Source organism: Massilia eurypsychrophila (assembly GCF_002760655.1).
Lineage (GTDB): Bacteria > Pseudomonadota > Gammaproteobacteria > Burkholderiales > Burkholderiaceae_D > JAFCUW01.
Genome location: NZ_PDOC01000004.1, coordinates 64,773 through 79,512, shown reverse-complemented (window position 1 = coordinate 79,512; position 14,740 = coordinate 64,773). Strand labels below are relative to the sequence as shown.

8 protein-coding genes are annotated in these 14,740 nt (G+C 67.1%); 6 read left to right on the top strand and 2 right to left on the bottom strand.

All coding sequences use genetic code 11. The features are described 5' to 3' along the window. Window positions 1-198 precede the first annotated feature (198 nt). Window positions 199-1,287 carry an NAD/NADP octopine/nopaline dehydrogenase family protein gene (locus tag CR105_RS08370; RefSeq protein WP_099787994.1) on the top strand — a complete coding sequence of 363 codons (1,089 nt, stop codon included), beginning with the start codon at window positions 199-201 and terminating at the stop codon, window positions 1,285-1,287. A 9-nt stretch (window positions 1,288-1,296) separates the two neighbouring features. Beyond that, window positions 1,297-2,607 (top strand): phenylacetate--CoA ligase family protein, encoded by a 1,311-nt coding sequence (locus CR105_RS08365; RefSeq protein WP_099787993.1) that lies wholly within the window; start codon window positions 1,297-1,299, stop codon window positions 2,605-2,607. Between the two features lie 80 nt (window positions 2,608-2,687). Here the strand turns inward: CR105_RS08365 and glnE are convergent, their stop codons facing one another. Continuing rightward, window positions 2,688-5,438: a bifunctional [glutamate--ammonia ligase]-adenylyl-L-tyrosine phosphorylase/[glutamate--ammonia-ligase] adenylyltransferase gene (gene glnE / locus CR105_RS08360; protein WP_099787992.1), complete on the bottom strand. Its 2,751-nt coding sequence runs from the start codon at window positions 5,436-5,438 to the stop codon at window positions 2,688-2,690. Window positions 5,439-5,651: 213 nt separating this feature from the next. On the opposite strand from glnE, the gene CR105_RS08355 reads away from it, so the two are divergent. The 4 genes from CR105_RS08355 (at window position 5,652) to CR105_RS08340 (ending at window position 12,771) form a co-directional block, all read left to right on the top strand. Continuing rightward, complete coding sequence (locus tag CR105_RS08355) at window positions 5,652-9,845, top strand: YhdP family protein (RefSeq protein ID WP_099787991.1); 4,194 nt, start codon at window positions 5,652-5,654, stop codon at window positions 9,843-9,845. 20 nt (window positions 9,846-9,865) lie between these two features. After that, window positions 9,866-10,663 (top strand): carbon-nitrogen hydrolase family protein, encoded by a 798-nt coding sequence (locus CR105_RS08350; RefSeq protein WP_099787990.1) that lies wholly within the window; start codon window positions 9,866-9,868, stop codon window positions 10,661-10,663. Between the two features lie 60 nt (window positions 10,664-10,723). Continuing rightward, window positions 10,724-12,184, top strand: a complete 1,461-nt coding sequence (gene tldD, locus CR105_RS08345) for a metalloprotease TldD (protein ID WP_099787989.1) — start codon at window positions 10,724-10,726, stop codon at window positions 12,182-12,184. Window positions 12,185-12,321: 137 nt separating this feature from the next. Continuing rightward, a complete protein-coding gene (locus CR105_RS08340; RefSeq protein ID WP_229413755.1) occupies window positions 12,322-12,771 on the top strand; it encodes a GNAT family N-acetyltransferase in 450 nt (149 codons plus the stop codon). A 56-nt stretch (window positions 12,772-12,827) separates the two neighbouring features. Here CR105_RS08340 and CR105_RS08335 read toward each other — a convergent pair whose 3' ends face one another. Beyond that, the gene (locus tag CR105_RS08335; protein ID WP_099787988.1) at window positions 12,828-14,696 is read right to left on the bottom strand and encodes an ABC transporter ATP-binding protein/permease; all 1,869 of its coding nucleotides are present in this window, start codon (window positions 14,694-14,696) and stop codon (window positions 12,828-12,830) included. Window positions 14,697-14,740: the final 44 nt, after the last annotated feature.

Sequence of the window (14,740 nt, the reverse complement as noted above, 5' to 3'; positions counted from 1 at the left end):
ACGCAGCGGCGGCCTGACGGCTGCCGCATCTTGAAAAACCGCGCGGCGCAAACCCGGCGGTTTTTTTTCGTCCACGTTGCCGTGCATGCCATTGGCGCGAGTTCCGTCCGCCGCGCTGAGTGTGCGCAAGCGCGGGCGCACCACGGCTGTTATGTTGGGTCATCAAGGACGCAAGCTGACATCCACGGGGGGCGCGCCATGAATGTGCTGATGGTAGGGGCGGGAAACGCGGGCTGCGCATTGGCCGCGGTGCTGGCGCAAGACGGCCACCGGGTCGCGTTGCTGAAAACATCGACCGCGCTGCACGACGAAAATTTTGCCCACATCGCCGACACTGGCCGGCTCGACCTCGTCAGCAACCCCGACGGCGGCGAGCGCAGCAGCGCGCAGCTGGCGCTGGCCACGCGCGACGTCGCCGCCGCGTTCGGCGTCGCGCCCGACCTGGTCATGGTCACCACCCAGACCAGCTGCCACGCCGACGTCGCCCGCCTGATCGGCCCGTGGCTGCAGCCGCACCAGCTGGTCTTGCTGGCGCCCGGTTACCTCGGCGCCTGCTACTTCCTGCCGTACCGGGCGCAGGTGCCGTTCCTGCTGGCCGAAGGTGAGAGCCTGCCGTACGACGCTCGCCTGACGGCGCCCGGCGTCGTCAACATCCTGTACCGCAACACCCGCAATGCGCTGGCGTTCCTGCCGCGCGCGCGCAGCGCCGAAGGTCTGGCGCTGGCGGCCCGCTTCTTCCCCACTTACGTTGCCGTGCGCACCAACCTGGTCGAATCGGCAATGCACAACCCGAACCTGGTGGTGCATACGCTGGGCACCTTGCTGTCGGCCAGTCGCATCGAGTTCTCCCAGGGCGAGTTCTGGATGTACCGCGAGGCGTTCACGCCGTCGGTGCTCAAGCTGCTGGCCCGGCTCGATGCCGAAAAAAACGCCGTCATCGCCGCCACCGGTGGCACGCCGTCGCCGTATTTCGACGAATGCCGCTTCCGCAACGAGCCTGACCTGACCGTGCCGGCGCTGGAGGTGTTTCGCCGCTACGCCCGCGAGGGCGGACCGAAAGGGCCGGCGACGATGCAGACCCGCTTCATCACCGAAGACGTGCCGATGGGGCTGGGGCTGCTGGCGTCGATCGGCCGCCTGATGGGCGTGGCCACGCCGGTGGCCGAAGCGCTGATCGTCCTCGCCGGCGGCCTGCTCGGACGCGACTTCGGCGCCGAGTCGCGCACCCTGGCCAGGCTGGGCTTGTCCGGCAGCGCCGACGAATTCAGGCGCGCCATCAACGGTTAAGGGCAGGCCATGGGCTACCAGGATCGCCTGCTGCGTTGCTACTACGCCAGTCGCGCTTGGGTGCCGGCGCGCTGCCTGTACCACCCGGACTACTTCCGCGTGCGCAAGCTGCTGGCGGCCGATCCGCAGCGGCGCCGCGCCGCGGCCGAACAGCGGCTGCGCCACGTGCTCGCCAGCGCGGCCGCGCACGTGCCTTTCTACCGCCGCAGCGTTCGCCTTAGCGCCGCCGAGCTGGCGCACGAGCCGCCGTGCGAGCTGCTGCAGCGCTTTCCCTTTCTGGAAAAGGCGCAGGTGATGGCATGCCAGCACGACTTCCTCGACGAGCGCGCCAGCACCCGGCGCCTGCATTACGCCACCAGCGGCGGCTCGTCGGGGCAGGGCATCGGCCTGTGGCGCAGCAAGCGGCTGGCCGACATCGAAAAAGCCTTTTTTGCCCACGAATGGGGACAGTTCGGTTTTAGCGCCGACAAGGCGCGCATTTTGCGCATCGGCGCCGACGCGCGCCGGCTGGCGCACCAGGGACCGGTGCGGGTGGTCGGCAACCGCCTGATGCTCTCGCCTTACCACCTGACGCCACGCCACCGCGGCGACATCGTCGCCGCCATCGCGCGCTTCCGGCCGCGCTACATCCACGCCTATCCGAGTTCGGCGGCGGCGCTGGCCGAGATGATCGATCCGGCCGCGCTCGATCTGCGGCTGCGCGCCGTGCTGCTGGCCTCCGAGCCGGCCACGCGCCAGCAGCTCGCCACCATCGGCGCGCGCTTCGCCTGCCCGGTATCGGTCTGCTACGGCCTGACCGAGCGCACCAGCCTGGCGTTTGCCGGCCACCGCGACGGCGTTACCGGCCCATACCGCTTCGAGCCGCTGTACGCGCTGCACGAGAACCGCCGTGGCTGCGAGCGCAGCGAAATTGTCGGCACCTCGCTGTGGAACGACGTGATGCCGCTGATTCGCTATTGCAGCGACGACTTCGGCGCCATCGGCGCCGACGGCCTATGCGCATCGATCGACGGGCGCCGCCAGGAGTTCCTGGTCGCGCGCGACGGCACCAGCATCCCCGGCCTGTCGATCGTCATCGACGAAGCGACCTGGGACTTCGTGCGGCTGTACCAGGTGCGCCAGCGGGTCGCCGGCGCGATCACGCTGTGCGTGGTGGCGCGCTACCGGCGCCTGTCGGAGCAGCAGAAGCACTTCGTGCTCGACGCCCAGCTGCGCCGCTGGGGCGGCTGGTTCGACATCGCCATCGAGGAAGCCGACGACATCCCGCTGGCGCCGAACGGCAAGCGCCAGCTGGTGGTCAGCCAACTGGGGAGCGCGTGATGCCGATCCTTCTACCGTTGTTCGCTGAGTTAGCCCAAAGACCGTCGTCGCGGGAACGACGAGCTAACTATGGCTCGACGTCACTGCCCGAACATCGCCTTCCACAGCATCACCACCTGCGCCGCGTGTTTCGCCACCAGCGCCGGCTCGACCCGCGCATTGTCCTGCCCCTGCAGGCGCACCTGGTGCTGCAGCTTGCGCATCGCCCGGTAGGCGTCGCCGACCGCCGCCGCCAGCGCCGCATCGATCAGCCCCAGCTCGCCGCACAGCTTGAGCAGCGCGATGTTGCCGGTGTTGGCCGTCAGCTGCGGATACTGGTGCGCATGGCGCAGCACCAGGTACTGCACCATGAATTCGATGTCGATCATGCCGCCGGCCTCCTGCTTCAGGTCGAACAGGCCGTCGCGGCTCGGCGAGGCCTCGTGCATGCGCGCGCGCATCTTCAGCACTTCGTCGCGCAGCTGAGCGGCCTGGGCGTCGCGGTCCTTGCGCAGCACCTGCTCGCGGATCGCCGCGAAGCGCGCGCCGATGGCGGCGTCGCCGGCGCAAAAGCGCGCGCGCGTGAGCGCCTGGTGTTCCCACACCCACGCCGAGCTGTCCTGGTAGCGCTCGAACGCGGCCACCGACGACACCAGCATGCCGGAGGCGCCGTCCGGGCGCAGCGCCGTGTCGATGTCGAACAAGTTGCCGGCCGAGGTATGCGCCGTCATCCACGTAATGAAGCGCTGCGCCAGCTTGGCGTAGTTGCCCGGCGCCTCCTGGTCGTCGTCGTCGAACAAGAAGATGACGTCGAGGTCGGAAATGTAGCCCAGTTCCTTGCCGCCCAGTTTGCCGTAGGCGATCACCGCGAACTGCGGCACTGGCCGGTGGCGCGCGGCGATCGTCTCCCATGCCGCCTGGATGGCGGCGTCGACGATCAGATCGGCCAGCGCCGACAGGTAGTCGGCCAGCCGCTCGACCGTCAGCTCGCCGGCCAGGTCCTGCGCCAGCAGCCGGAACAGCTGGGCATGATGGGTCTCGCGCAAGATGTCCATCTGGCGCTCGGTGTCGCCGACGGCGCCGTCGAGCTGCTGGCGCAATTCGGCCGCCAGCGCCTGGTAGTCCGGGGTGGCGTCGCGCTGGCGGTCGTCGAGCAGTTCGTCGAGCAGGATCGGATGCTGCGCCAGGAACGTCGCTGCCCAGCCGCTTGCATTCATCATGCGGATCACCCGCTCGAGCGTGTGCGGGTACTCGGTCAGCAGCGACAGGTAGGCCGAGCGGCGCGCGATTGCCTCGAAAAAGTCGAGCAGGCGCCCCAGCGTCGCGCTGTGGCTGCCAACGCCCGCGTCGGTGACGACGCCCGCAATCAGCGGCAGCGCGGCATTGAGCAGCGCCAGCAGCCGCGTGCGACTCGCTTCGGGCAGCGCCTGCAGCCGCGGCGCCTGCCAGGTCGCCATCACCCGCTGGGCGGCGCCGGCGGCGCCGTCAAAACCGAGCGCGGCCAGCCGTGCCTCGATCTCGGCGCGGTTGTCGAGGTCGGCGGCGGCGTCGCTCGAATTCGGGTTGACGCAGTCTTCGCCGCCGCCCGCTCCCTCGCTCTTGTCGCTGAAGATCGCATCGAACTGGCCGGCGACGAAGGCGCGGTGCGCGGCCAGCTCGGCCAGCAGCGCGTCCACGCCCGGCAGGTTCATCATGCGCGCGATCACCGCGCGGTCGACGTCGCTGGCCGGCAGGGTGTGGGTCTGGGCATCGTCGAGGTATTGCAGACGGTGCTCGAGGTTGCGCAAGAACGTGTAGGAGGCCAGCAACTGCTCGGTGGTGTCGGCCGGCAGCAGTTCCTTTTCGGCCAGCACGCGCAAGGTGGCGCGGGTCGAGCGTTCGCGCAGCGCGGCGTCGCGCCCGCCGCGGATCAGCTGGAACACCTGCGCCAAAAATTCGATCTCGCGGATGCCGCCGCGCCCGAGCTTGACGTTGTTGCTGCGGTCCGGGTGCAGCCGCTCCTGGCGGTCGACCTCGGCGCGGATCTGGCCGTGCATCGTGCGGATGGCGTCGATGACGCCAAAATCGAGGTAGCGGCGAAACACGAACGGGCGCACGATGGCGTCGAGCGCGGCGATGTCGAGCGCCTCGCCCGTCACCGCGCGCGCCTTGACCCAGGCGTAGCGCTCCCATTCGCGGCCCTGCACGATCAGGTAGTTCTCCACCATGTTCAGGCTCGCCACCAGCGGCCCGGAGGCGCCGTTCGGCCGCAGCGCCATGTCGACCCGGAACACGAAGCCGTCCTCGATCACTTCCGACAGCGCGGCGATCAGTTTCTTGCCCAGGCGCGCGAAAAACTCGTGGTTCGACAGCGCGCGCTGGCCGGCCTGCGCTTGCGTGTCGCCGTCCTCCGGGTAGACGAAGATCAGGTCGATGTCGGACGACACGTTCAATTCGCCGCCGCCTTGCTTGCCCATGGCCAACACCATCATCTGCTGCGGCAGGCCCGATTCGGCGCCGGTCGGCATGCCGTGCAGCGCGACCAGCTCGTCCATCGCGGCGCCCTGGGCGCGGCCGATGGCAAAGTCGGCCAGCGCCGTCATCGCCGCCACCACTTCGGCCAGGTCGGCCTGGCCGTCGAGGTCGCGGCGGATGATGGCCGCCACCAGCAGGTTGCGCAATCGCCGCAGCGCGCGCGGCAGCGGCAGCGGCTGCGCGCCGCCGGCCGCGGCCTCGTGCGCCAGCGCCGCGCCAAGATCGAGCCGGTCGAGCGATAATCGGGACAGTTCCTCGACCCGCGCCGCGCGGCCCGGATCGGCGTCGAGCCAGCGTTGATAGAAGCGCGACGACAGGGCCTGCGAAGTTGGGGGCATGGAATGGTCCGGCAGAGTGAAAAGTGGAGTTCGGGAAAGCTGCTATGCGGTAAAATTGGGCCGCCCGATTCTTCCCCGGTCGGTACGATGGTAAAGGGGCGGCGGCGTTGGCGCAAGCGCTGTCGTCCGTGTTGACGGTTTTACCCGTTTGATCAACGCGCGGTTGTTTGCACGCGCAGCTGTATTAATCGCAAGCGAGATATTAGTCTAACGATGCACAACCCGGATACCGCAGACGTCGCCCCAGTCGCCGACGTCGCCCCACACCTGCCGCTGGCAGAGCGCTGGCGCCGGGTCCGTGCGGCTTATCGCATCTGTAACCTGGCCTCGCACCACATCCTCGGCTTCACCGTCAAGCTGGCGCTGCTGTTCTATTTCACGCTGGCGTTCGTGTTCCTGATGGTGCGCTACGCCATCTTGCCAAATATTGACTATTACAAGGGCGACATTGAGCGGCTAGCCAGCCGCGCGCTCGGCAACCCGGTATCGATCGAGCGCATCTACGCCTCCTGGGACGGGCTGCGGCCGAACCTGTTCCTTGGCGACGTCGTCGTGCGCGACCCGCAGGGCCGCGCCGCGCTGACGTTGCCGAGCGTGTCGGCCACCCTGGCCTGGTGGAGCTTGCTGGCTGGCGAAGCGCGCTTCGAAACGCTCGACATCATCCGTCCGACCCTGGACGTGCGGCGCGACGCGCGCGGCAAGCTGACCGTGGCCGGCCTGTCGTTCGACGGCGCCGGCGGCGGCGCGCCGAATGACTGGCCGCTGCGCCAGCGCCAGATCGTCATCCGCGAAGGCCAGGTGCGCTGGACCGACCAGCTGCGCGGGGCGCCCGAACTGGCGCTGGCCAACGTCAACCTGCTGCTGCAAAACACCTGGAACCGCCACCGCATCGCGCTGCACGCCACGCCGCCGGCGTCGCTGGCGCAGCCGTTCGACCTGCGCGCCGACTTCACCCATCCGCGCTTTGCCGCCAACCGCGCCGACGTCAAGCTGTGGAAAGGCGAGCTGTACGCCGACCTGCGCGAGACCGACCTGGCCGGCTGGAAGGCGTATGTCAACTACCCGTTCGAGCTCACCCAGGGCAAGGGATCGGTGCGCGCCTGGCTCGCGCTCGACCAGGCCAAGCTGGCCGGCTTTACCGCCGATGTCGCGCTGGCCGGCGTCAAGGCCCGGCTCGGCAAGGACTTGCCGCCGCTCGACCTGGCACGCGTCAGCGGTCGCCTGTCGGCGCGCGAACAGGTCCCGGCCGGCGTCGAAGACGGCACCCCGACCTTCGGCAGCCACGGCCACAGCGTCACGCTGGACAATTTTTCGGTGCAGACCGCAGACGGCCTGACCTTGCCGCCGACCACCTTGTTCCAGTCGTTTACGCCGGCGCGCGGCGGGCGGCCGGAAAAGTTCGTCGTCTCCGCCCGCGCGCTCGACCTGGCGATGCTGGCCGAGCTGGCCGAGCAGCTGCCGATCAGCGCGAACCGGCGCCAGATGCTCGACGACTTCGCCCCGCGCGGCAAGATCCTCGATTTTTCCGCCGAATGGGAAGGGCGCTATCCGGCCATCGCCACCTACCGCGTCAAGGGCAAGCTCGACAAGCTCGGCCTGAAGGCGCAGCCGGCCCATCCGGCCCGCGCCAAGACCGCCACCGACGAGGCGGTCGCGGCCATGCCGGCCATTCCGGGCTTCGACAACCTGAGCGGCACCATCGACGCCAGCGACAAGGGCGGCAGCATCGCCATCGACGCCGAACAGCTGGTGCTGCAGCTGCCGACCTGGTTCGCCGACCCGGCGATGCCGTTCGACGCACTCAAGATGCAGGCGCGCTGGTCGTATCCGAAAGGCGAGCAGCTGGCACTGCAGCTCGATTCGATGAGTTTCTCGCAAGGCGCGCTGAAGGGCACCCTGGCCGGCAGCCACGTGATGCCGCTGGTAGCCGGCAAGGGTCTCGGCACGGCCGACCTGAGCGGCACGCTGACCGGGTTCCAGATCAACACGATCGACCGCTACCTGCCGCTGCAGACCGGGCCGAACCTGCGCGCCTGGCTGACCGGCGCGCTGCAGGACGGCGTGGCGCAAGACGTGACGGTGCGCTTGCGCGGCGAGCTGGCGCAGTTTCCGTTTCGCGCCGACACTGCCGGCGAGCGCGCGCGCGGCGAGTTCCGCGTCGCCGGGCGCATCGAGAACGGCAAGCTGAACTACACGCCCGGCCATCCGGCCAAGGATGGCAAGTCGCCGCTGTGGCCGCTCGCCGAGAAAATCAACGGCACCATCCTGTTCGAGCGCACGCGGATGGAGATCAAGGCCGACAGCGCCACCACCGGCGGCGTGGCGCTGTCGGCCGTCAAGGCGGTGGTGCCGGACCTGGCCTCGCACGACATGCAGCTCGAGATCGACGGCAACGCCGCCGGCCCGATGCAGGAATTTTTGCGCTACGTCGCCGCCAGCCCGGTGCTCGACTGGATCGGCCGCTTCACCGAAGACACCAGAGCGTCGGCCAACGCCCGCCTGGCGCTCAAGCTGCGCATGCCGATGGCGCACCTGCACGACACCAAGGTGCAGGGCAGCTTGCAGCTGATCAACAACGACGTGGTGCTGTTCGACGACTTGCCGCCGCTGCAGGCGGCGATCGGCAAGATCGATTTCACCGAGCGCGGCGTCAGCCTGAACGGCGTCGGCGCCAGCGTCATGGGCGGGCCGCTGGCGCTGACCGGCGGCACCCAGCCCGGCGGCGGCATCCTGATCAAGCTGGCCGGCGCGATGACCGCCGAAGGCATGCGCAAGACGTGGCCGGCGCCGGCGATGCAGCGCCTCGGCAGCCACTTCAGCGGCGGCGCCCGCTACACCGGTTCGGTGGCGGTCAAGGATCGCCAGCTGCAGGTGACGGTCGACTCGACCCTGGCCGGGCTCGGCCTGTCGTTCCCGGCGCCGGCCAGTAAGCCCGCCGCGTCCGACGCGATGCCGCTGCACTTCGTGCTGACCGGCAGTCCGGTCACCGACAGCGGGCTGGCGCGCGACGAGATCCGCGTCTCGCTCGGCTCGGCCATCGCCGCGCGCTACCAGCGCCAGCGCCAGGGCCGCGCACCCTGGAGCGTGGTGCGCGGCGGCATCGGCATCAACGTGCCGGCCCCCGAGCCCGACAGCGGGCTGATGGTCAACGTCAATACCAAGGCGCTCAACGTCGACCAGTGGATCGCGCTGGGCAGCGCGATCGCCGGGCCCGGCCCGGCCGTTGCAAGCGTCGCCGCGCCCGCGGACTCGAGCGCGGCATCGCCGGCCGCGCCCGGCCTGGCCCAGTACGTCGTGCCCGACGTGATGGCAGCGCGCGCCGGCGAACTGATCGTGGCCGACCGCAAGCTCGACAATGTGGTGGTCGGCGCCACCCACCAGAAGGGCAGCTGGCAGGCCAACATCGATTCGCGCCAGGCGTCCGGCTACGTGACGTGGAACGAGGGGCCGAGCGGACAGGGGCTGGGCAAGGTGACGGCGCGGCTGTCGTCGTTGATCATTCCGGAATCGGCCGCCGCCGACGTCAAGGACCTGCTGGAGAACAAGAGCGCGACGGCGTCGATTCCCTCGCTCGACATCGTCGCCGAGCGCTTCGAGTTGTTCAACAAGCAGCTGGGCCGGCTCGACCTGCAGGCCAGCAACGAGAAAGCGCTGGCCGGGCGCGAGTGGCGCATCAATCGCCTGAGCCTGGCCAATCCGGATGGCGACCTGAAGGCCACCGGCAAGTGGCTGACCAAGGATGGCAAGAGCAACACCAACCTCAATTTCACCATCGACATCGCCGACGCCGGCCGCCTGCTGGACCGCTTCGGCTTTCCCGACACGCTCAAGCGCGGCAAGGGCAAGCTGTCGGGCGACCTGTCCTGGATGGGGCTGCCGTATTCGCTCGACATCCCGAGCCTGTCCGGGCAGATCCAGCTGAACGTCGAAGCGGGCCAGTTCCTCAAGCAGGACCCGGGCGCGGCCAAGCTGCTGGGGGTGCTGAGCCTGCAGGCGCTGCCGCGCCTGCTCAAGCTCGATTTCCACGACGTCTTTTCGGAAGGGCTGGCGTTCGACGGCATCAGCGCCAACGCCATCATCACGCGCGGCGTGCTCAAAACCGACAACCTCAAAATGCACGGCGTCGCCGCCACCGTGCTGATGGACGGCACCGCCGACATCGCCAACGAATCGACCAACCTGCACGTGGTCGTCATTCCCGAATTTAATCTGGGCACCGGTCCGCTGGTGTATGCGCTGGCGGTCAACCCGGTGGTCGGCATCGGCAGCTTCCTGGCGCAACTGTTCCTGCGCGCACCGATGATGAAGGCACTGACGTACCATATGCAGATCACCGGGCCGTGGAAGGCGCCGGTCATTACCAAGCTCGACCGCAACGCGTTGCCGGCGACGGCCACCAACAAGTAAGCACACAACAGGAGTAGCGCATGACGACAGTGGCAGCCATCCAGATGGTCTCGACGCCCGACGTGGCGGAAAACATCGCCAGCGCCAGGCGCCTGGTCGCCGAAGCGGCCGCCGGCGGCGCCACCCTGGTCAGCCTGCCCGAGTACTGGCCCATCATGGGCATGAGCGACACCGACAAGGTGGCGCACGCCGAGCAGGTCGGCGACGGGCCGATCCAGCAGTTCATGGCCGACGCGGCGCGCGAGCACGGCATCTGGCTGATCGGCGGCACCTTGCCGCTCGTCTCGAACGACGCCGCCAGGGTGATGAACACCACGCTGGTGTACCAGCCGGACGGCGAGCCGGCGGCGCGCTACGACAAGATGCACCTGTTCGGCTTCGAGAAGGGCGATGAATCGTACAACGAGTCGCGCACCATCGTGCCTGGCGCGGCGGTCGGCACTTTCGAGGCGCCGTTCGGCCGCGTCGGCTTGTCTGTCTGCTACGACCTGCGCTTTCCCGAGCTGTACCGGGCGATGGGCGAATGCGCGCTGATCGTCGTGCCGGCCGCCTTTACCCACACCACCGGTCTTGCCCACTGGGAAGTGCTGCTGCGCGCGCGCGCCATCGAAAACCAGTGCTACGTGCTGGCCTCGGCCCAGGGCGGGCGCCACCAGAACGGGCGCCGCACCTACGGCCACAGCATGCTGATCGACCCGTGGGGCGAGGTCAAGGCGCAGCTGGCCGAGGGCGAGGGCGTCATTAGCGGCGAGCTCGACGCTGACTTCCTCGCCAGCGTGCGCGAAAGCTTGCCTGCCCTCAAGCACCGCCGGCTATGACGCGGTGCGAACAGGCTGACTATGGCACAATGCCTGCATCACTAGTGAAGGACCTGCACAATGACTCCATTTGAACCGAACCTGACGACCCTGGCGGTGGCGCGCGACGTATTGCTGACGCCGTTTGGCCTTGACGAAGCGAAGCTGCTGAAGGCGCTCGGGACGATGTTTACGCACAAGGTCGACTACGCGGACCTGTATTTCCAATTTACCAAGAGCGAAGGCTGGAGCCTGGAAGAAGGCATCGTCAAGACCGGCAGCTTCTCGATCGACCAGGGCGTCGGCGTGCGCGCCATTTCCGGCGACAAGACGGCGTTCTCGTACTCCGACGAAATCTCCGAAGCGGCGCTGCTCGAAGCTGCCGCCGCCACGCGCACCATCGCGCGGGTCGGCAGCGGCAAGATCAAGATTGCCACCGCCACCCAGCCGGTCGGCGGACGCTCGCTGTACCTGCCCAACGACCCGCTCGAGTCGCTCGACGCCACGGCCAAGGTCAAGCTGCTCGAACGCGTCGAAAAGATGGCGCGCGCCAAGGATCCGCGCGTGGTGCAGGTGATGGCTGGCCTGGCCGGCGAATACGACGTGGTGCTGGTGGTGCGCAGCGACGGCGTGCTGGCGGCCGACATCCGCCCGCTGGTGCGCGTGTCCGTCACCGTCATCGTCGAGCAGGACGGGCGCCGCGAGATGGGCTCGTCCGGCGGCGGCGGGCGCTACAACTACGCCTACTTCGACGACACCATCCTCGACCAATACGCCACCGAAGCGGTCAAGGCCGCGGTGGTCAACCTCGACGCGCGTCCGGCCCCGGCCGGTCCGATGACGATCGTGCTCGGACCTGGCTGGCCCGGCGTGCTGCTGCACGAGGCGATCGGCCACGGCCTCGAGGGCGACTTCAACCGCAAGGGCTCGTCGGCGTTTTCCGGGCGCATCGGCGAACGGGTGGCGGCCAAGGGCGTCACCGTGGTCGACGACGGCACCTTGCAAAATCGCCGCGGCTCGCTCAACATCGACGACGAAGGCAACCCGACCCAGTGCACCACCTTGATCGAGGACGGCATCCTGAAAGGCTACATCCAGGACACGATGAACGCGCGCCTGATGAAGATGCCGGTCACCGGTAACGCGCGGCGCGAATCGTTCGCCCACCTGCCGATGCCGCGCATGACCAATACCTACATGCTCGGCGGCGACAAGGACCCGGAAGAAATCCTGGCGTCGGTCAAGAACGGCCTGTACGCGGTCAATTTCGGCGGCGGCCAGGTCGACATCACCAACGGCAAGTTCGTCTTCTCGGCCAGCGAAGCGTACATGATCGAAAACGGCAAGGTCACCTATCCGGTCAAGGGCGCCACCCTGATCGGCAACGGTCCTGACGTGCTCAACCGCGTTTCGATGATCGGCAACGACATGCGCCTCGATTCGGGCGTCGGCGTGTGCGGCAAGGAAGGCCAGAGCGTGCCGGTCGGCGTCGGCCAGCCGACCTTGCGCATCGACGGCGTGACGGTCGGCGGCACCGCCTGACGTTCAGGCAGTCGCAAGCAGTACAGAAAAAGCCCGGATATCCGGGCTTTTCGTTGTTCGCCTAGGAAATCCGCAGCCAGCAGCAGTCATTCCGCACTGTCCGCGCTGCACGTCTTCCATAAAAAATTTGAATCATAATGCAACGAAAATACGATCCATTCATCAGGCGCGCTGTGCGCACCGACATTCCTGCCATGTCACGGATTAGGCTGTCCGTTACGGAAAATGCCTTATCTGACCCGGCGCGCGTTACCGACGAAATGTACGAGGAGTTTTTGGAGCAGACCGGACGTGGTTGGGTTGCAGAACATGATGGGGAGATTGTCGCCTTTTCTTATGCAGACAAAGTGAACGCATCTATTTGGGCGCTTTTCGTATGCCCGGGCTATGAAGGGCAGGGTCTTGGTCAATCATTGCTCAAGCAAGCAGTAGACTGGTTGTTCGAGATTGGTCACGACTGTGTCCATTTGACTACTGGCGCGAACACAAGAGCAGATCGCTTTTATTTTATGCAGGGTTGGATGCGTACACCTGTCAGCTCTACCGATGTCGGATACTCATTGACCAGGTCGCGACCACTTGAGTAAGCTGCCTGAGCTAACATCCGCTTCGGGCCGGCTGCGGACGTTTGCCCTCTACTCCGCTACGCTACAGGCGCCACCTCGCGCGCTTGCTGAACCGGCGTTGAGGTGAATTCGGCTTTGGTCACGCGGACAACTGGCGCATCGAATTGAAAACCGCTCGCCTCATGCACCTCCCATGCGCCCTCGGCCTTCAACCGCAGCACGTGGGTATGGTGACGCAGCACGGCGGAGCGGTGCGCGATGCTGATCAGGGTAGTGCCGCTGTCGCGCAGCAGCGCATACAGCGACGCTTCGTTGCCACTGTCGAGCGCGCTCGTCGCCTCGTCGAGGATGACGATGCTCGGCGCATGCACCAGCACGCGGCCGAAGGCCAGGCGCTGCTGCTCGCCGACCGACAACAGTTTCTCCCAGTCGTGCACCGCGTCCAGCCCGCCTACGCGCTCGGCCAGCCGGGGCAGATGCACCTTTTCCAGAATGTCAGCAAGTTGCTCGTCGCTCAGGTCTGACTGCGCGCTCGGGTAGATGAGCTGGCTGCGCAGCGTGCCCGATTGCAGATAGGGCTGCTGCGGAAGAAAGAACAAATCTGCCAGCGGCGGATGGTGAATGACGCCACTACCGTTATTCCACAGACCCGCAATGGCCCGCAAAAGCGAGCTTTTGCCGCAGCCGCTGTCGCCAGTAATGAGCAGCGCGTCGCCCGGCTTCAATTCGAGTGTCAGCTCCTTGATCAGCACGCGCGCCGATTGGGGCGGATAGACGGTGACCGATTGCAGCGACAGTTGCGCGCCTTCACGCCGCTCGATGCCCGCCTGCTTGGCGTCGGCAACTGGCTCGGCGCCGACATCGGGCAGCACGAGCTTGGACAAGGCCTGCAGGCGGTCAATGCCCGCCACAAAGCGGCTCAGGCTCTCGAAGTTGTCGACGATGACGCCGACCGCCGACAGCACAGCAGTAAATGCGCCGGCCGCGGCGATCGCGCGTCCCACTTCCAACTGGCCCGACAGGACGGCGTCGGCCAGGATCACGACCGGCAGCACCAGGTCGAGTCGGCTGAAGGCGCGCTGGAACAGGTTGAGCGCGCGCTGCTTCTTGATCAACCGGGCAAAGTTTTCAATCACCTTGTCGAACTTGCTGTCGATATGCGCACGCTCTTGCGTCTCGCCGCGGTAAAAGGCGATCGATTCTGCGTTCTCGCGCAAGCGCATCAGGCTGAAGCGGAAATCGGCCTCGCGCCGCAACTGGGCGAAGTTCAAGTGGATCAGCGGATTGCCGAACACCCAAAGAGCGACCACTGTGCCCATCAGGGCGTACACCGCCAGCACGCCGACCAGCAAGTGCGAGATCGACCACAGCACCGCGCTGAAGGCGATCAGCTGCATGAACGAGCCGAGGAAAATGAGCAGGAAGTGGATCGAGCGCCCGGTAAAACTGTTGATGTCTTCGCTGATGCGCTGGTCCGGATTGTCGATTTCGCCTTCGGCACCGAGCTTGTAATATTTGCGCCCATTCAGGTAGCCATCGAGGAAGCGGCTGGTGAGCCAGCGCCGCCATTGGTTGGCGAACATGTCGCGCATGTAGTAGTAGAACGCGTAGATCGGCACGGCGAACGCCAGCACGAACAGGCAGGCGCGCACCGACTTCCAGAAGCGGTCGGCGTCCTTGCCCGCCAGCGCAGACGTCATCTCGCCGGCCTGGTTGTTGAGCATGACGGCGAACTTGGTCTCGACCAGCATCAGCACGATCAGCAACAGCAGCAGGCCCCAGGCTTTCTTCCTTTCTCCTTCCTCGAGCCAGTACGGTTTTGCCACCCGGACGAACTGCTTCCATGCAGCGAGCGACAGAGGAGGGGGCCGACGTCGTCGTTTGCTGGATGGAGCCGGCGCCTCGGCAGGCTTGGCGGCGGCGGTAGCGGAATCAGATGGTTTCATTGTCGGGAAATCGGGGTAATCGGCTAAGGTCCGAACTCACCAGT